We start from the raw sequence: 19,248 nt of genomic DNA, 5'->3' as shown, positions 1-19,248 counted from the left end.
CATCCTGTCCGATGTCCACATTTTCTTTTCACTTTCCCCTCTCCTCAGAAATATCCAATAGTTAATTATACTAAACAAGAAATGAACTCTCGTCTCGGTATAGAAAAGATATAAAGGCAAATCAGTCAGTAAATCAAAAAGAGCCCTTCCATTAAGAAGAGGGAAATTTTCTTTATTATTATTCAAGTGCCCGGTAAGGGGGACTCACAACATGTCCATATCAGCAGCTATCGGGTCGAGGAACCCGTCTCTTTGTCTCTTGTAATTCTATTACTACTTTTCATCCACACTATCAATACAGATTTCCCACCATTAAATAAGTTTTATAGAGCTCTTTGAAATATGGAACAACCCTTATTGAACAAAAAGAAACCCAAGAGCATCAAGATTACTCTTAGGTTTCCAATTAATATTTTTTACTATTTAAGATCCCTACTCCCTCCTGCCAACAAGTCCTGTCACAAATTGCAACCATGCATAAACTCCAGTTTTCACAGTTTCTGAGACCGGAGAATCCTTGGTTGGATCGAGGCAGACAAAGTCGATATGCCGAACAGAAGGGTGCTTTCCAATCTCTAAAAGTGAATCAAATAACTCAATCGTGGACAGTCCCCCTGGAGTGGAAGCTGGTACACCTGGTGCTACTGATATATCCAGTACATCCATATCCACCGTTACATAAACTCGATCTACTTTTTCAGATAATTGATTGAGTGCTTCCATGAGTGTCTGAACGAAGCCATTTTTCCGAGCCTGTTTTAACGTAATCATTTTTATTGAATGCTCTTTAGCATAGGTGATTAATGGCTTCGCATTAAAATAGCCATGCAGGCCAATATTAACTATATTTTCTCCCTTCATAATCGCCCCGTCAATTAATTGCCTGATTGGAGTCCCGTTTGCTGGTCCTAATTCAGCAGGATCACGCACATCTAAATGTGTATCCAACTGCAAGATACCGATTGTTTCGTTTGGAAATGCATCTTTAATCCCTCGAACTGCACAAGCAGTAGTTGAATGATCTCCACCAATCATGGAAGTCGTTGTGTCAGAGTATTTACCTACTAAGTAAGCGGTTGTTTCTTGAATACGTTGATGGGACAAAAGAATGTCTGTTGTGTGCATAGCTATATCCCCAGCATCCGCAATTTTAAGATCTATTAAGTCAACATCTTCTTCTATATTATAAGTCGCAAACCCCTTCCACATCCTCCGAAACTCCGAGGGATATAAAGATGCACCAGAAACACTTATCGATGATCGGGAGATTGGCGCTCCATATAAAACAAGGTCAGGCTGCCCTCCAACATCCTTGAGTTCCTGTATCCAATGATGGAGATAGGTGGGAGCTTCCGGTTTTATATTCCACTTCCACTCTGGAGATTGAAGCCAATTCTCAAACAATTCAGCCCACCACCTTTACGCCTTTTTTCCATAGTGCTTTAAGGTGGTTTACACCAAATAAATATTGTAATTCTTGGTAGCTTTTCACACCCCATAAAGCCACATCAGCTTGCTTGCCCACCTCTAGCGAACCGATGCTATCCTGCTTGTTAAGTGCACATGCCGCATTGTATGTGGCGGCAGTTAAAGCTTCTGCCGGAGTCATACGCATGGATATGCAAGCTAAATTCATGACAAGAGGCATTGAGGTGGTTGGGGAGGATCCAGGGTTGCAATCTGTAGAAACTGCTACAGCCACCCCTTCATCAATCATTTTTCTACCATTTGCAGCTTCTTCCCTTAAATAGAGAGCTGTAGCAGGCAGCAAGCAGGCAATTGTACCTGACTCTGCCATTGCTTTAACCCCTTCATCCGAAGCCTTTAATAAGTGTTCGGCTGAAATTGCTCTTACCTTGGCAGCTAATTCTGCTCCTCCATATGGAACGATCTCATCAGCATGTATTTTTGGTATAAGCCCATACTTTTTACCTGCTTCTAAAATTCTTTCTGACTGTTCTGGTGTGAAAACATCTTTTTCACAAAATACATCATTGAATTCTGCTAAGTTCTCTTTGGCCACAAGAGGAAGCATCTCGTTTATTAAATAATCGACGAATTCATCTTCTTTTCCTTTGTATTCAGGGGGAACAGCATGCGCCCCCATAAATGTAGCTACAAGGTCAATTGGATGGGTTGCTTGTAATTGTTTCATGACACGGAGCTGCTTTAACTCTGTTTCTAAATTCATACCATAGCCACTTTTTCCTTCAACGGTCGTTACACCATGTTGTAGAAAAGAATCTAGACGCTTGGTTGTTTGATCTATTAGTTCTTCTTCCGTAGCCTCACGGGTCATCCGGGTGGTGGCATGGATTCCACCGCCCGCATTCATGATCTCCATATAAGGTACCCCTTCAAGTCGCTTTTCAAATTCTCGTTCTCGGCTTCCGCCATAAGCAACATGAGTATGGGGATCTACCAATCCAGGCGTCACTAATTGACCGGCAGCATCGATAATTTCTGCTTCGTGTATTCTACTTTCATATTGCTCCCCAACTTCTTTAGTCGATCCTACCGCTTTAATTATTCCATCTTCTATCCATAAGCTTCCATCTTCTATTAAGCCTAACTCAGACATCGCCGCCTTGGAACGAGGACCTTCCGTTTTGGATGCAAGAGTTGCCAATTGATGTATGTTTTTAATCCAAATCGGCTTTTTCATCTTATTCAGTCTCCATTTCTAACATCGGAATCTTTACTCCTCTTTCACGAGCAGTCTTCTTTGCCAGTTCATAACCTGCATCCACATGGCGTACAACTCCCATACCCGGATCGGTTGTGAGAACACGTTCGATTCTTTCTGCTGCTTCCTTTGTTCCATCTGCAACAATGACAATTCCTGAGTGCATGGAATAACCCATACCCACTCCACCACCATGATGCAGGGACACCCATGTGGCACCGCCGACTGCGTTTATCATTGCATTCAATATTGGCCAGTCCGCCACTACATCAGAACCATCCTTCATTGCTTCCGTTTCTCTGTTAGGAGAGGCTACAGATCCAGAATCTAGGTGATCGCGCCCGATAACGACTGGTGCTTTTAACTCTCCATTGGCTACCATTTCATTAATGATCTTTCCAAAACGTGCTCTTTCTCCGTATCCAAGCCAACAGATCCTTGAAGGAAGCCCTTGGAATTGAATTTTTTCTTTTGCCATCTGAATCCAGTTACATAAGTGATTGTTATCACTAAATTCACGTAAAATAACATCGTCTAATTTATAAATATCTTCTGGATCTCCAGAGAGTGCAACCCATCTAAACGGTCCTTTTCCTTCACAAAATTGAGGACGGATATAAGCTGGAACAAATCCCGGGAAGGCAAAGGCATCTTCTACACCTTCATCCTTAGCAACCTGACGGATGTTATTTCCGTAATCAAAAGTGACAGCTCCTTTTTCCATCATTTCGAGCATCGCCTGGACATGTTTTGCCATAGAGGCTTTAGACTGTTTTACATATTCCTCTGGATCAGCTTCCCGCAATTTTGCCGCTTCCTCCAAGGACATTTTTGAAGGAACATAACCGTTTAAGGGATCATGGGCAGATGTTTGGTCTGTAACAATATCAGGCAGAAAGCCTTTCTCAAGCATCTCAGGAAGAACATCGGCAGCGTTTCCAATCAGCCCGATCGATAATGCCTTACCCGCAAGCTTTGCTTCTTTAGCCATCTCGATTGCTTCATCCAATGAAGCTGTTTTTACATCTGTATAACGAGTTTCAATACGGCGGTCGACCCGGCTTTCGTCCACATCTATTCCAATACATACTCCACCATTCATGGTGACAGCCAGTGGCTGGGCTCCCCCCATCCCTCCAAGTCCTGCGGTTAATGTAATTGTATTTTTCAATGTACCTCCAAAATGCTGTTTCCCAATCTCTGCAAAAGTCTCATAAGTACCTTGTACAATTCCTTGGGACCCAATATAAATCCAGCTTCCCGCAGTCATCTGCCCATACATCATAAGCCCTTTTTTGTCCAACTCATGGAAGGTCTCCCAATTCGCATAAGCAGGAACAATGTTGGAGTTCGCAATAAGGACGCGCGGAGCATCTGGATGTGACTTGAAAACGGCTACAGGTTTCCCTGATTGAACCAATAATGTTTCATCGCTTTCCAACTCTTTCAGCGATTTTACAATGGCATCAAAACAATCCCAATTTCTTGCCGCTTTTCCAATCCCCCCATACACAACTAAATCTTCCGGCTTCTCCGCAACTTCAGGATCCAGATTATTCATTAGCATACGAAGTGCAGCTTCCTGTAACCAGCCTTTTGTATTTAATTCCGTTCCACGATATTGGATAACTTTCTGTGTTTTAGTTTGTTCCATCTGGATGGCCTCCTTTAATATATACAACTAAGATTTTTTATAGATTAATAGGTTCAGAAGAGCTTTCCGACTTTTTCTTCTACTATAGAAATCAGCTCGCCTGTATGAATGAGATCTTTCAACATTTCAATGTATGGATAAAGATATTTATCTTCTGTCAATCTTGGTATAGTTTCTGCAATCTTATCCAAAACAGCTTTGGAAGCTGAGCCGGGACTCCACTCTTTTTCTACAAATTGATGGGCATTGTAAATAGATAACAGCTCTATGGCTAATATATATTCCAGTTTCCCCGCTGCTTCTCGAGCCTTTTTAGCTGAATTGTATCCCATCCCTACATAATCCTCCTGATCGGCACAAGTAGGGATGCTATCGACCGTTGCAGGGTGAGATAAAAGCTTCATCTCATTTAATAAGCCTGCCTGGGTATACTGCGGGATCATTAGTCCTGAGTTCAGACCAGCATTTTGAACAAGGAACGACGGGTAACCTGAAAGACGGGAATTTATAAGACGTGAGTTTCTCCTTTCAGACATCTTCGCTACTGCCGTCGCCGAGATACATGCAGAATCTAACTCGATCCCTACATAGGAGGAGTCGCAATTGCTCCCCGAAATTGCACCGCCATCCTCTTCATCAGGCCATAATATTGGGTTGTCACAACATGCATTCATTTCAATCTCAATAGTCTCCAACGCATCATATAGCGTTTTTTTAGCTGCTCCCTGAAGCTGGGGAATCGCTCGTAAAGACAATGCATCCTGCAAGCGATAATCAATAGACTGTTTCGCTATCTCGGAATCTTCCAGAATCTTTCTAACATTTTCAGCTGTGTTTCTTTGATGCTCATGCGGACGGACTCTCATCAATCGATCCTCAAAGGCCCGTGTTGTACCACGCAATACTTCTAAAGCCATTGCACCTATGATATCGGCAGCCTTAACAGCTTTTAACATATCGTATAGTGCAAGTGCTCCAAGGGCTGTAGGGCTTGTTGTTCCACTTATTAAAGCTAAGCCTTCCTTTGCAGCAAGTTCAATCGGTTCCAATCCTGCCCTGAGAAGAGCTTCTCTTGAAGGTAACAGCTCACCATCAAAATAGGCTTTTCCTTCCCCTATCATCACTAATGCTATATGTGCTTCCACACTTAAATATCCGACAGAGCCTTCACCAGGGGCAAAAGGGACTACTCCTTGATTCAAACATTGCCGATACATTTCCAAAGTCTTAAGCTGGACACCTGAATACCCCTGTCCTAAATTTTGCAGAACCATTAACATGATTGCTCTTACAGCTTCTTCTTTTAGTGGTTCACCAACAGAAGTTGCATGCGATAAAAGAATATTTTTTTGAAGCAGTGCTGTCTGATCCGCTGATATAACCTTTGTCGAGAGGGCCCCGAACCCTGTATTGACTCCGTACATGACCCATTCTTCATCAATCCACCTATTTACTAATTGACTCGATCTTTCTACACGCTGGCGGTAAGAATCTGAAAAATCTACTCGAGCACCATAACGCGCAATGGAGACAAATGAATCTAATGTCAGTGCATTACCTAAAGCTATATTTTTCTTTTGTTGAACCGCCATATTAATTTCCCTCTTTTCCATTTAAGGCTACTCTTCGATCTTGTCGAAGAAGAACATCTTGACTGCTGAAACTACTTGCAGGACAAAGACAAAGAGAACAGCGGAACCACCTAAAGCAGCAAGATATTTCACTCCATCAACCCCTTGTACTCCTCCAGCAAAAGCCACCATTACAAATGCTATGACAGCAATAGAAATCGCCCAGATAAGCATTTTCCATTTAGCAGGTTCCTCGTCATAACGAATATTCACTGAACATAACGTAGCAATTGCACGAACCATTGAATCTGCAGCCGTAGCGAACGAAAGGATTAAAGCAATCATCACAACAGGAATAATAATTACCGCGAGAGGTAAGTTAGCTAGGAAAGCCCATAAACCAGCCACCGCTCCACTTTCTTGTATTGTTGATACCAAGTCTACCGTATTATTTTGCTGCCAATGCAATGCCGTTCCGCCAAAAACACCGAACCACACAATACTGAATACAGCTGGCAAGATCCAGTTGATTACCATAAACTGACGAATCGTCCTACCATAAGAGATAATCGCCAGGAATATCCCCATTAGTGGTGCATAGGCAATCCAAATGGCCCAGTCATATAGTGTCCACCACATTACGAGAGCTTCTCCACCAATAATTCCTGGGTCAAGTCCCCATCCCCAGAAGTTCTGCAGCCATTGAGCAAAACCTGCAGTTGTCGATTGTAAAATATATAAGGTAGGACCGATAATAATTAATGCAATCAAAAGGATATAAAACACCTTTGCATTTATACTTGACATCCTTCTAATCCCTTTGTCTAACCCTTTTAAGGCTGACAGTGTAAACAACCCAGTAATCACACATACCAGAATTAACCATACGGCAGGTCCTTGATTAATCCCATAAAAGGTTTCTATACCAGACCCCACTAATGCCAACCCTGCTCCTAGAGATGAAGCCAATCCAAGTGCAATCGCTAAAATAGCTAAGGTGTCGATAATTCCTGGCCAGATTCCCTTTGTAATTTTGCTGCCAAACAAAGGAGTTAACGTCCCTGTAACAGACAAAGGCTGCTTACGATTAAAGTACATATATGCTACTACTAATCCGCATAGTGAATACATTGCATACGGTATAAATGTCCAATTGTAAAAGGAGCGTCCCATTGCATAAATCGCTGCCGAAGAAGTACCAGGCTCTACGCCTGTATTTGCCATTTCCCCATATATGTTACCGAAATAGATAATAGGTTCATTTACCCCGTAAGTGATGACTCCAGTAGCGATTCCTCCAGTAAGAGCCATAGCAAACCAGGCAAAAAACGGATATTTAGGCTTTGCTTCCGCCCCACCTAAACGGACATTACCTAATTTTGAAAACGTTATCATTATTACAGTCGCCAATGCCACTATTGAAATAATCTGATAAAGCCACCCCAACCCTCGTAAGGATCCTATAAATCCATTCATAGAAATATCAGCCAACAATTGATTATTAACAATCCCTAAGACTGCTCCTCCCCCAACAACAAGAAATGACGGTAAAAATACGGATAAACGTGTTTGCTGTTTTTTGTCTCCAACTATTTCTGGAGCCTTTTCTCTTTCTGTAGCCAATGACATGTTAAATTCCCCCTTCAAATATTATTTTAAATTAAAGCCAGGTGAGCCATTAGAGATGAGCAATACTCTAATAAAAATTCTAAATATACTGAAAATTATATAGGGTAATTTTCTGTAAAAATAGATGATTAATTTTCGAATTTAGATAATTTTTTTTGAAATAGAAAGTTCCTAGTTATTTTCCGATTTATTTTTTTATAATTATTTACGATTTTTATAATATTTTTAGATTTATATATAAAAAATTCATCCCTATTCCATATCTCCTTTTATATATAACCGATACTCTCTAGGGGACATAGAAGTTACTTCTTTAAAGAGCCGAGTAAAATAGCTGGGATTACGGAATCCTACTTTAAACGCAACTTGTTTAATCGGCAGTTCAGAGGCATGGAGAAGCTGTTTAGCTTCCTTGATGCGTTTATTTGCTAAAAGTTGCCGGAACGACATTCCCCGCTTCTTCATAAGTAAATGGCTATAATAGGATGTACTTCTTCCTACCGCTTCAGCTACTTTCTCCAACGATAAGTCAGGGTTTGTATAATGCTTCTCTATATAAAGGAGCCCTTTTTCAATAACGTCTTTTTTAGAGTACACTTCCCCCAACTTTGAACGGTCCAATAAGTCATAAAGGAATAGAAGCATTTCCTGTACAATTCGGTATAAGACACGATTGTACAAAATTTCCGCAAAAATCTTCATGTAGTATTCCTCCATTTCACCTCGATCCAGCTGATACGTTTTCATAAAACGTCTTACCTGTGCAAGGATACTTGTCAGCCTTGTTCGTAGTGTTTCAGGATTAGGGAAGGGGGTTTCCATATGTAAGAATTCCTGGTGCATCCACTCTTTTATTTTTTGTTTATCAAATCCACTCAGCATATCCACCCACTCCCTCTGTTCCGCTGAGGTTAAAAACGGATCCATTTCATGCCAGGATTCGTATGCATCTTTTGGTAATATGACTTGACGATAGCCTAGAAAAAAAGTCATATCCGTCAGCCTTTTAGCAGCCAGATACATCTCATGTACAGATTGCATTTCAGTATTCGGCGGAATAATGGCTGCAGCAAGAGGCTCAATATTTAATGCCTCCCATTCTCTCAAAACTTTCCATGCCTCTTCTTTAATATGTTGAGTCGGACTGCTGAAAAGACAAACGACCATGTCTGTTAACGGAAGAATTGTCGGATGTTCCCGAAATGGAAAATAAGTTAGAAATTGAAGTAAATCGACTAATTTTTTGTGGTTTTCAGTATGTAACAGCATCAATGCAACCTCACCATTGTTTTGCTCATTATCTAAGAATAAGGATTGGTAAGAATAGCCTTCATCCTTATGAGAAGAAAAGACATCTATTACTTCCCTGCGTTCTACTTGTGATAGAGCTATACGGAGGCTTTGCTTAATTTTCACAGGGTCCAGAGGTTTGACGAGCAAATCCACACTACCTAATTCAATTGCCTGCTTAGCCCGTTCAAAGGTCGCTTCGGCTGTAACTGCTAGAATTTTTGGTGAAAAACTATTAATATACCTTTGAAGGTGCTGCCAATTCTCAGCCGGAATCATATCTAATTCAATGTACAGAATCTCTGGAAGCTCTTTTTCAATAACCGCTATTGTCTCCTTAGCCGTTCTTGAAACCATAACCTTACTTATTGGAATAGAGTATGTTGAAATAAGCCATTCAATAGCTACTCGTTCATTGTTATCTCTCTCTGCTATCAGTATTTTCATCTTCTACCTATCCCCTCTGTATTATGAAATCCCAAAAATAATAGAAACATTTCTCTCTAATCTTTTATAAACTATGCGTCTCTAAAAATATGATAGATAAAGTATACTACCAACCACCATTGGGAGTAAGTGGTAAAGTGAATTAATAGTGCGAAAATTACAATAACAACCCATTACTCTTTCACATGAGTTATAAGATGCTACAAAATGCTACTTTCTGAATCTCCAACTTATTTATGTTCAGCTCTTGAGCATAACCGCGCTTTCTTTAAAGCTAAAGAAAAAAGCAGACTTTTGACTGAGCCTACTACCATCGTTATTAACTCTCTACAAATTCTAGCATTCGGGATCGCTGTATTTGTTATTTGGGACAAGTAGCCTGTTCCTGCAAAACATTATCAAATATATGTTTATAGGCAACACAGACCAATAAAGAAAAAAGATCCCTCCTATTTTGTGAAGGGATCTTTAAACATGTATCTATTCAAATACCAAACTAGTCGCTGCACCGGAGGAGAAGTAGTGGAAGGCACACCCCTCGTCCGGTTATAATCTATTTAACGGTGATTCTGCTTCCACAATCGCAAATGATACTGTGCTTAAGCGTTTTTATTGGTGCCTGGCATTTGGCACATAAGCGTTTCTTAGGTATCACACCTTTTCCCTCTTCCTGTACAACGATTATCAGTTATTTTAGGTCAAAACGATCTGCATTCATTACCTTCACCCAGGCATCCACAAAGTCACGTACAAACTTTTCTTTGTTATCATCCTGAGCATATACTTCGGCAATAGCACGCAGGACGGAGTTTGAACCAAATACGAGGTCGACTCGAGTCGCGGTTCTCACGACTTTGCCCGTTTTGCGGTCACGTCCTTCGTAGACTTTTCCGTCCACTGGCTTCCACTCTACTCCCATGTCAAGCAGGTTGACAAAGAAGTCGTTTGTAAGTGTACCTACGTTGTCAGTGAACACTCCATGCTGGCTGCCGCCATGGTTCGTGCCAAGGACACGCATACCACCGACAAGCACAGTCATTTGCGGTGCCGTAAGATTCAGTAATTGCGCTTTGTCTACCAGAAGCTCTTCAGGACTTACGCTGTACGGTTTCTTTTGATAGTTGCGGAAACCATCAGCTATTGGTTCCAGTACCTCAAAGCTTTCCACATCTGTTTGCTCTTCTGTTGCATCACCGCGTCCAGGAGTGAACGGAACCGTTACATCAAAGCCTGCATCTTTGGCCGCTTTTTCTACTGCCGCACTTCCGCCAAGTACGATCAAGTCGGCAAGGCTGACTTTTTTATCCAGGTGACTTTGGATGTCTTCCAATACATTCAGTACTTTCGCAAGCTGCTCAGGCTGGTTGACTTCCCAATCTTTCTGAGGAGCAAGACGGATGCGGGAGCCATTAGCACCGCCGCGCATATCAGAACCGCGGAAAGTACTTGCTGAAGCCCAAGCAGTCGTAACGAGCTCACCGATTGTAAGTCCTGAATCGAGAATCATCACTTTGATTTTTTCTACTTCTTCCTCAGTCAATTCGTAATCAACTGTTGGTACAGGGTCTTGCCAGATAAGCTCCTCTTCCGGAACTTCTGGACCTAGATATCTTGAAACCGGCCCCATGTCACGGTGAAGAAGTTTAAACCAGGCACGGGCAAACGCATCTGCAAACTCTTCCGGATTCTCGTGGAAACGGCGGGAGATTTTTTCATATGTCGGATCCATACGCATCGCCATATCGGCAGTCGTCATCATCGTCGGAACACGTTGTGCAGCATCTTCTGCATCCGGTGCAAGGTCTTCCTCTTTAGGATTCACAGGAGCCCATTGATGTGCGCCTGCAGGACTCTTCGTCAACTCCCACTCATAGCCAAACAGCAGATCGAAGTAACCATTGTCCCACTGTGTCGGGTTAGCTGTCCAAGCCCCTTCAATACCACTTGTGATAGTGTCGCGGCCTTTGCCTGAACCATGAGTGCTTGCCCAGCCGAAGCCTTGTGCTTCAATAGCGCCAGCCTCAGGATCAGCACCAACGTGAGAAGGATCTCCAGCACCGTGGGCTTTACCAAATGTATGTCCGCCAGCTGTCAGGGCAACGGTTTCTTCATCGTTCATGCCCATACGAGCAAATGTTTCGCGGATGTCGCGGGCACTTGCAAGCGGATCCGGATTGCCGTTTGGTCCTTCAGGATTTACATAGATAAGACCCATCTGAACCGCAGCAAGTGGATTTTCAAGCTCGCGATCACCTGAATAACGGTTGTCACCAAGCATTTCTTTTTCAGAACCCCAGTAAATGTCTTCTTCCGGGTGCCAGATATCAGCACGTCCGCCTCCGAAACCAAATGTCTTGCCGCCCATGGACTCAATCGCAACGTTACCAGTCAGAAGCAATAAGTCTGCCCAGGAAATTTTGTTTCCATACTTTTGCTTGATCGGCCATAGCAGACGACGCGCTTTATCAAGGTTTCCGTTATCCGCCCAGCTGTTCAGTGGCGCGAAACGCTGTGCACCGGTTCCACCGCCGCCGCGCCCGTCCGCTGTACGGTATGTACCCGCAGCGTGCCAAGACATACGGATGAAAAATGGTCCATAATGACCGTAATCAGCAGGCCACCAATCCTGGCTGTCCGTCATTAAATCTCTAAGATCCTGCTTAAGAGCATCGTAATCTAATTTCTTGAATTCTTCTCTATAGTCAAAGTCTTCCCCCATAGGGTTCGTCTTTTTATCATGCTGATGTAAAATGTTTAAGTTTAATTGATTCGGCCACCAATCTTTATTCGTTGTGCCGACTGAATTATGGCTGGTCATGCTTCCGTGATGAAACGGGCATCCGCCAGTGTTGTTATTTTTAGTATCCATATTCATTTCCCCTCTTCATATAAAATAAGTAGCAAATAATATGACTAGCTTATGAATAAGCTTATTAAAGTTAATTACAAATAAATGATAACACCTATCAGTTGAAAGTCAATACTAATTTATAATAATTATTAAAAAATAAACTGTATCAAGTGAAAAAGTGTATAAAAAGGGCGCCATATTGCACAGTTGTCAATTTTCAATTGGCTGAGGTTATCGATTTCCGCTCCAGGCGTGCGACTCCGCGGGGCGTGCGGTGAGCCTCCTCGGCTTCGCCTGCGGGGTCTCACCTGTCACGCTAGTCCCGCAGGAGGTCTCACGCCTTCCGCTCCAATCGAGACTGTGGCTCTATTTTAAAAATACTTTTTTTGAAAAACCTATAACAGGACATACCACTTCTACACTATTACTATTACAAAGCCGATAGTGTTTATGATTACTTGTTTCAATTTATTCTAAATGGCTGGACAAACTTTCTTGATGACATCATCAGGGGGAGAAACAAGTGGTTTGCATGGGAGAAAGAGGCTTGCGCACGGAATATAGATATATACGCAGGGATGCGCACGGGAACTAGCTGAATGCGCCCAGCTTACGATTTGAAGATATATGAAGAGAAGGAGCTATAAATCAATGCTCCTTCATGATACTCCTGGCAGCATAGTAGCCGCTTAGGGTGTGCTAACGGATGGAGGATATCTATCCGATCAACTTTCACCCCTTTTCGCTTACAATGAATTAAAATCAACGAGGTATAAGGAACATAAAACCAAAGTGAAATGAGGGATTTCCCATGAGATGCGGCGCTAAATGCTTTCTGGTTGAAGTGGAATTAAAGGAAGGTATACAAACTAAATCAGTTACGGCCCGTACAACTATAGAAGCAAGAAAAACCATTCGGAAAGAATATGGAGCTGAGGTTGAGATTTTATCTGTTAAGGAGGAAAAGAGGTGACCAACCACTGTTGTGCTTTGCCCCAGGCACCACCCGAAATATGTCGAATACAAACACGAAAACACCTCCTTTAGCCTTGAGGTGTTTTTCGTTGAGTTTACTTTTATTCTCTATGCATTGCTTTTATAAGATTAAAAAACAGGAAGTCCATCCTCTAACATGGACCAGTCTTTCGTCATTTCTTCATCTGTCAGCAGGCATTCATCCAAACTACTCTCAATGGACGGGCGATTCATGCCAATGCCGATAAATACGATTTCTGTCATGCGGTCACCCCAGGTTGCATCCCACCTGTCCAGCAATTCAGGTTCCTGTCTCAAGATTTCTTCCCTCTCTGATTCAGGATAGGAAGCGATCCATTTTCCTGCTGACTGCAATACGATAGAAGTGCCGGCCTGTGATAACAATCCGGCTGTGTCATTGCGTGCTGAAAGCCAGAAAAACCCTTTCGCCCGGACAATCTCTTCCGGCCATTTTTCCAGCCACTCTTCCCATCTTTCCGGATGAAATGGCTTTCTTCTTCTATAAACGAAAGAAGTGATACCGTATTCTTCTGTTTCCGGGATATGCTCTTCGTTTAGCTCTTTGATCCAGCCCGCTGCCTGGCTGGCTTTTTCAAAATCAAAAAGATTAGTATCCAATATCCTGTTCAATTCCACCCTGGATTGCACAGTATCGATGATCTTCGCTTCCGGGTTAAGCTTCTGCAGAACTGCATGCAATTCATCGCGTGTTTCGTTACTGATCAAATCTGTTTTATTTAACAGAATGATATCCGCAAATTCTATTTGATCAATTAACAGGTCTACTACTTCCCTGTCATCGTCCTCCCCCGCTCCTTGTTTTCTGTCAAGGAGGCTCTCTCCTGATGAAAAGTCATGCCAAAAACGGTTTCCGTCAACCACGGTCACCATTGCATCCAGTCTGCAATGTTCGGATAAATTGATTCCCAGCTCTTCATCTATGTAGGTGAACGTCTGTGCTACCGGAATAGGTTCTGAAATGCCGGTCGATTCAATGACGATATAGTCGATATCCCCCTTTTTCACCAGCCTTTCCACCTCAATCATTAGGTCCTCACGCAAGGTACAGCAGATACAGCCATTTTGAAGCTCTACCATCTTCTCTTCCGTTCGTGAGAATCCTCCTTGTTTGATGAGGGATGCATCAATGTTCACTTCACTCATGTCGTTCACAATGACAGCGATTTTTCTATCTTCCTTATTGGCTAAAATATGATTCAATAAGGTGGTTTTTCCTGACCCTAAATATCCGCTTAATACTGTTACAGGCACTCTTTTTCTCATTTCCTGCCTCTCCCTTTTTCACATTCTATTTAAAACAATTCTTTCAGCAGCCTTCCGAGCTCCGGCAATATTTCTGGATACCGGTCCGATTTCCAGTTCTGCCAGAGGGCCTGTCACATAGAGGTGCGGGCACCATTCTAATGAAGGCTCCACGACGGGATAGCCGCAGGTGGCACATTTCAGTTTTTCCCGCTTAATGAGTTTCTGCAGCCATTCCTGCTGCGGCATCATCGGGGTGAAACCCGTTGCCAGAATAATTGACTTGGCTTTGATCCTGACATCGGTGTCGAGGAGCAGCGAGGTTCCCTGAAGGTCCGATTCTGCAGAGACCACTCCTCCATCTGCAATCGTTAATGAACCCTCCCTGGTCAGCTTTGCAAGCCTTGCATGAAGTTCAGAGGTGATGGAGCCTCTGTGTCTGGCGTTCTGAATCGCCGCTCTTCGCTCTTCATAGCTTTTTAACTGCAGAAAGGAGTCCATATTCTTTGGTCCGAGCCATCCTGGATTGCTGTCAAAATCATGGACCCGAAATGGATGCCTCTTCAGGAGGGTGACCTTCCCTGGAAAAAGCCTGCTGAGCTTGATACTTGTATGTGCTGCAGTTATGCCTCCGCCTACTACAACCAGCGGCATGGATTCGCTGACCATCTCCGGCAATACTGGATCAAAAATATGATGGATAGAATGTTCAGACTCCGTTTGCAGTTTTGCTGCCCACTCAGGGATGTTCAACTGTTCGCTGAGGCTTATGGAGATCACAAGGTTTCTTCCATTGATTGTCCGACCTGCTTCTGTATGTACCCTCCACGTTTCCTTGTCTTTTACTACATCTTCTGCACGGCCTTTTATCCAGGCCTGTTCAAGCTGCGTTTCGTGCAGCACCGCTTCACTGTGCTCATTAAACAAAGAAAGCGACGGACGTTTATAACGGCCATAAAAGTCTTTGGAACTTTTCGATTTCGCTGCTTTCTGCAAGCTGAAAGGATTCAGGTCAAGATGATGGACAAATGGAGAACGTAAATATTGCATTCCAATCCTATCCGTATTACGTTTCCAGTTGTGGAGAGGCCCATCATGCGGGTCGATAATCCGGATATTATCTATGCTGGTCCTCCCGCTTTTTAACAGGTAAGCTGCAACTGTGCACCCGTGAATCCCGCCGCCAATTATGATCCAATCGTACATGGTAATGCTGCCTCTACCAGCTGGACTTCTTGACTCCGGGAATCTGCCCTTTATGTGCAAGCTCCCTGAAAGCTATCCGGGACATCTTGAATTTGCGCAGATAGCCGCGCGGCCGGCCTGTGATTTCACAGCGATTCTTCAAGCGTGTCGGAGAAGAATCTCTTGGAAGTTTTTTCAGTGCTTCATAGTCTCCCTTTTCTTTGAGTTCCCATCTTAACTCTGCGTAGCGTTCTACAATCTCCTGGCGTTTTCTTTCTTTAGCGACTTTTGATTTCTTAGCCATGTGTTCTCTTCCTTTCTAGAAGTTTATTTCGTAATCATTACGATTTAAGGTGTAAAAAATTTTATATGAGTAATAGAAATTCCATTTTCCTTTTAGTCCCGGATTTCAATTGCTCAGTATAGTCAATCCATTGAACCTGTTTCAATTTCTTTTTTAACTTTGCATCTATCTCCGTTTCGATTTCCCGCATAAGCTTCATAAGCTGCCCGTATGTCATATTGAAGTGAGCCGCTGCCTGCTTGTGCGGTGTATGCTTGACCAGAAGCGACATGAACTGTTCGGAAGTTTCAGATCTTGATGCCAGTTCATCTTCAATCCCGACAACATATTGATAGACCTCTCTCTTATACGGTGGGAGACCCGCAACTACATCTCTTGCCAAAATCTCCATTAAATGTTCATTCATGTGCTTCACTCCTGGATTATAAAAATTAGTTCGGGCGCTCCATGTTGTATTTTTTCAAGAAACGGTCTGCGCGGCCGCCGCGGTCAGCAAACTTCTGTACTCCCGTATAAAATGGGTGTGTATCTGAACTTACCTCTACTTTGATCAGCGGATAGGTGCTTCCATCTTCCCATTCGATGGTTTCGGGGGAGCTCATGGTTGAACTGGTGAGAAACTTATATCCACTGTTCGTGTCCATAAAAACAACTTTTTGATAATTTGGGTGAATTCCTTTTTTCATTTATATGCCCTCCTGATTATTTTAATTAAATCGTAACGTTTACGATTTAAAATTCATCTAACGTTATTTAACCAGAATTTTATAGGGAAAGCAAGTTATTCTTTTTATTCAAAAAATGCGGAGATGATTAAACTAACAGGGATTGATTTTATTAGAGACAGATAAGTGAAGCAGACAATTTCCCACCCTAATGGTGAGTAACCTCCCTTGTTTAAATAAGGGGAGTCTTTCCCGCTATCCAGTGGATTTGGACCAGCTTCGGGGTATATAAGGGGAATTTTTCCCGTTAAGGCAGATTATAATGGTCCATTTTCATGCTTTTGGAGTAAATAGAGGGAATCCTTCCCTCTATTTGCTCTATTTTTTGTGCTATTTCTTCAATAAGAGGATTTTCTCCCCTTATTTCGGCAGCTGACTTCATCGGAACCTTTGCATAATTGCTATCTTCGAATTTATTAACCTAACGGGGATTGATTTTATTAGAGACAGATAAGTGAAGCAGACAATTTCCCCCCCTAATGGTGAGTAACCTCCATTGTTTAAATAAGGGGAGTCTTTCCCGCTATCCAGTGGATTTGGACCAGCTTCGGGGTATATAAGGGGAATTTTTCCCGTTAAGGCAGATTATAATGGTCCATTTTCATGCTTTTGGAGTAAATAGAGGGAATCCTTCCCTCTATTTACTCTTTTTTTTGTGCTATTTCTTCAATAAGAGGAATTTCTCCCCTTATTTTGGCAGCTGACTACATGGGAACCTTTGTATAATTGCTATCTTCGAATTTATTAACCTAACGGGGATTGATTTTATTAGAGACAGATAAGTGAAGCAGACAATTTCCCAACTGAGTAACCTTCAATTGTGAAAATAAGGGAAGTTTTTCCCGTTATCCAGTGGATTTGGACCAGCTTCGGGGTATATAAGGGGAATTTTTCCCGTTAAGGCAGATTATAATGGTCCATTTTCATGCTTTTGGAGTATATAAAGGGAATCCTTCCCTCTATTTACTCTAATTTTTGTGCTATTTCTTCAATAAGAGGAATTTCTCCCCTTATTTTGGCAGCTGACCACATGTATAATCGCTACCTTCGGAATAAAAAATGCTTGGAGGTCTCCAAGCCAACATTGGTAGACCTCCAAGCACTATTCATCTATATTTTATACTTCACAACCTCAACTATTCCCTATCAAACAACGAAGCCCCGGCAATCCCCGGTTCCGTCATTTCATAAGGATTCAAAATCAAATCAAGCTCTTCTTCCGTCAGTACATCATACTTCAGGCAGAGCTCCCTAATCGGCTGTCCGTTCAAAATAGCTTCCCTTGCGATCCTTGAAGCGACTTCATAGCCGATATGCGGATTGACCGCCGTGATGATGCCGACACTCTTCTCCACATATTCCTTCATTCTCTCTTCATTTGCTTCAATGCCTTTTACACAGTACTCTGTGAACGAATCGAAAGCATTGTTCATGATACTGATGGATTGAAGCAGGTTGAAAATCAGGACCGGCTCCATAACGTTCAGATCAAACTGCCCTGCTTCGGACGCAAGCGAGATGGTTTGGTCGTTCCCGATCACCTGGAAGGAAACCTGGTTGATCAGTTCCGGCATAACAGGGTTCACTTTCCCCGGCATGATGGAAGAACCCGGCTGTCTCGCCGGCAGGGAAATCTCGCCCAGACCTGCCCTTGGCCCTGAAGCCATCAAACGGAGGTCATTGGCAATCTTAGACATGTTGATCATGCAGATTTTCAAACTGCTGGACACTTCTGTGTAAGCATCCGTGTTTTGCGTAGCGTCCACAAGATGCTCGGCCCCTTTGAACGGCAGGCCGCTGATTTCTGCAAGGTAAGGCACGACAAGCTCGATATATTTCGGGAACGCATTCAGGCCGGTCCCTACTGCCGTTGCCCCCATGTTCAATTCATAGAGGTGCCCCCTCGTCTGCTTGATACGTTTGATATCCCTTGCAATCACTCGGCTGTATGCTTCGAATTCCTGGCCGAGCCTGATTGGAACGGCATCCTGAAGATGAGTGCGGCCCATTTTGATGACATGGCTGAACTCCTGTGCTTTAGAGCTGAATGCCTCATGCATGTTCTCCATCGTGGAGATTAGCTGCTCGAGCAGGTTCAGAATCGCAATATGCATACTCGTCGGGAACGCATCGTTCGTGGACTGCGACATGTTGACGTGAGAGTTCGGGCTGCAGTGACTGTAAGACCCCTTCTCTTTCCCCATGAGCTCAAGAGCACGGTTCGCCAGGATTTCATTGATGTTCATATTGAAGGAAGTCCCCGCGCCTCCCTGGATTGGGTCGACAAGGACCTGATCATGCATCTTCCCTTGGATCATTTCATCTGCCGCTACCATGATCGCTTCCGCAATACCCTCATAAAGCCTTCCGACATCCATGTTCGCCTTGGCAGCAGCCTTTTTGACCATCGCCATTGCCTTGATCAATTCCGGATGAATTCGGTAGCCCGTGATTGGGAAATTCTCCACCGCACGCAGTGTTTGAATGCCGTAATAAGCATGTTCAGGTACTTCCTTTGGTCCCAAGAAGTCTTTCTCAATTCGACTGTGGTTCGCTGTGACTGACATTTGGTTGTATCCCCTTTGTTTTTCTCTCTGTAATATGAGTCTTCTTTTCTAGTAAAATTCCTACTCTATAGTAGCATGAT

The 19,248-nt window shown here is 43.0% G+C and carries 14 protein-coding genes; 1 reads left to right on the top strand and 13 read right to left on the bottom strand.

All coding sequences use genetic code 11. The annotated features are described in order from the left end of the window. Nucleotides 1-432 precede the first annotated feature (432 nt). The 7 genes from V1502_RS02655 to katG all read right to left on the bottom strand — a co-directional run bounded on the left by V1502_RS02655 (nt 433) and on the right by katG (nt 12,146). On the bottom strand, nt 433-1,404 hold the full coding sequence (locus V1502_RS02655) for an agmatinase family protein (RefSeq protein ID WP_409252850.1): 972 nt from the start codon (nt 1,402-1,404) through the stop codon (nt 433-435). Nucleotide 1,405: 1 nt separating this feature from the next. After that, nucleotides 1,406-2,665 carry an imidazolonepropionase gene (gene hutI / locus V1502_RS02650; protein ID WP_409252849.1) on the bottom strand — a complete coding sequence of 420 codons (1,260 nt, stop codon included), beginning with the start codon at nt 2,663-2,665 and terminating at the stop codon, nt 1,406-1,408. A 1-nt stretch (nt 2,666) separates the two neighbouring features. Next, nucleotides 2,667-4,340 (bottom strand): urocanate hydratase, encoded by a 1,674-nt coding sequence (gene hutU, locus V1502_RS02645; RefSeq protein WP_409252848.1) that lies wholly within the window; start codon nt 4,338-4,340, stop codon nt 2,667-2,669. Between the two features lie 53 nt (nt 4,341-4,393). Beyond that, nucleotides 4,394-5,953 carry a histidine ammonia-lyase gene (locus V1502_RS02640; protein WP_409252847.1) on the bottom strand — a complete coding sequence of 520 codons (1,560 nt, stop codon included), beginning with the start codon at nt 5,951-5,953 and terminating at the stop codon, nt 4,394-4,396. A 6-nt stretch (nt 5,954-5,959) separates the two neighbouring features. Further along, nucleotides 5,960-7,540, bottom strand: coding sequence for a BCCT family transporter (locus V1502_RS02635; protein ID WP_409252846.1), 1,581 nt, complete (start codon nt 7,538-7,540; stop codon nt 5,960-5,962). Between the two features lie 252 nt (nt 7,541-7,792). After that, the gene (locus V1502_RS02630; protein ID WP_409252845.1) at nt 7,793-9,277 is read right to left on the bottom strand and encodes a helix-turn-helix domain-containing protein; all 1,485 of its coding nucleotides are present in this window, start codon (nt 9,275-9,277) and stop codon (nt 7,793-7,795) included. 688 nt (nt 9,278-9,965) lie between these two features. After that, nucleotides 9,966-12,146 carry a catalase/peroxidase HPI gene (gene katG, locus V1502_RS02625; RefSeq protein ID WP_409252844.1) on the bottom strand — a complete coding sequence of 727 codons (2,181 nt, stop codon included), beginning with the start codon at nt 12,144-12,146 and terminating at the stop codon, nt 9,966-9,968. A gap of 793 nt (nt 12,147-12,939) precedes the next feature. Between katG and V1502_RS02620 the strand changes: the two genes are divergently transcribed. Next, the gene (locus V1502_RS02620) at nt 12,940-13,101 is read left to right on the top strand and encodes a hypothetical protein (RefSeq protein ID WP_409252843.1); all 162 of its coding nucleotides are present in this window, start codon (nt 12,940-12,942) and stop codon (nt 13,099-13,101) included. A gap of 131 nt (nt 13,102-13,232) precedes the next feature. Here V1502_RS02620 and V1502_RS02615 read toward each other — a convergent pair whose 3' ends face one another. The 6 genes from V1502_RS02615 to aspA form a co-directional block, all read right to left on the bottom strand. Then, nucleotides 13,233-14,408: a GTP-binding protein gene (locus V1502_RS02615; protein ID WP_409252842.1), complete on the bottom strand. Its 1,176-nt coding sequence runs from the start codon at nt 14,406-14,408 to the stop codon at nt 13,233-13,235. 18 nt (nt 14,409-14,426) lie between these two features. Continuing rightward, a complete protein-coding gene (locus V1502_RS02610; RefSeq protein WP_409252841.1) occupies nt 14,427-15,593 on the bottom strand; it encodes an FAD/NAD(P)-binding protein in 1,167 nt (388 codons plus the stop codon). Nucleotides 15,594-15,606: 13 nt separating this feature from the next. After that, complete coding sequence (rpsN, locus tag V1502_RS02605; RefSeq protein WP_409252840.1) at nt 15,607-15,876, bottom strand: 30S ribosomal protein S14; 270 nt, start codon at nt 15,874-15,876, stop codon at nt 15,607-15,609. 61 nt (nt 15,877-15,937) lie between these two features. After that, nucleotides 15,938-16,282 (bottom strand): hypothetical protein, encoded by a 345-nt coding sequence (locus V1502_RS02600; protein ID WP_409252839.1) that lies wholly within the window; start codon nt 16,280-16,282, stop codon nt 15,938-15,940. Nucleotides 16,283-16,307: 25 nt separating this feature from the next. After that, the gene (locus V1502_RS02595; RefSeq protein WP_409252838.1) at nt 16,308-16,562 is read right to left on the bottom strand and encodes a type B 50S ribosomal protein L31; all 255 of its coding nucleotides are present in this window, start codon (nt 16,560-16,562) and stop codon (nt 16,308-16,310) included. Between the two features lie 1,175 nt (nt 16,563-17,737). Further along, nucleotides 17,738-19,168: an aspartate ammonia-lyase gene (gene aspA / locus V1502_RS02590; RefSeq protein WP_409252837.1), complete on the bottom strand. Its 1,431-nt coding sequence runs from the start codon at nt 19,166-19,168 to the stop codon at nt 17,738-17,740. Nucleotides 19,169-19,248 lie beyond the last annotated feature (80 nt).

The sequence above is a fragment of the Rossellomorea sedimentorum genome (assembly GCF_046237645.1).
In the GTDB taxonomy this organism is placed as follows: Bacteria; Bacillota; Bacilli; order Bacillales; family Bacillaceae_B; genus Rossellomorea; species Rossellomorea sedimentorum.
The sequence above is the reverse complement of the archived record's forward strand: the minus strand, read 5'-3'. Positions and strand labels throughout refer to the sequence as shown.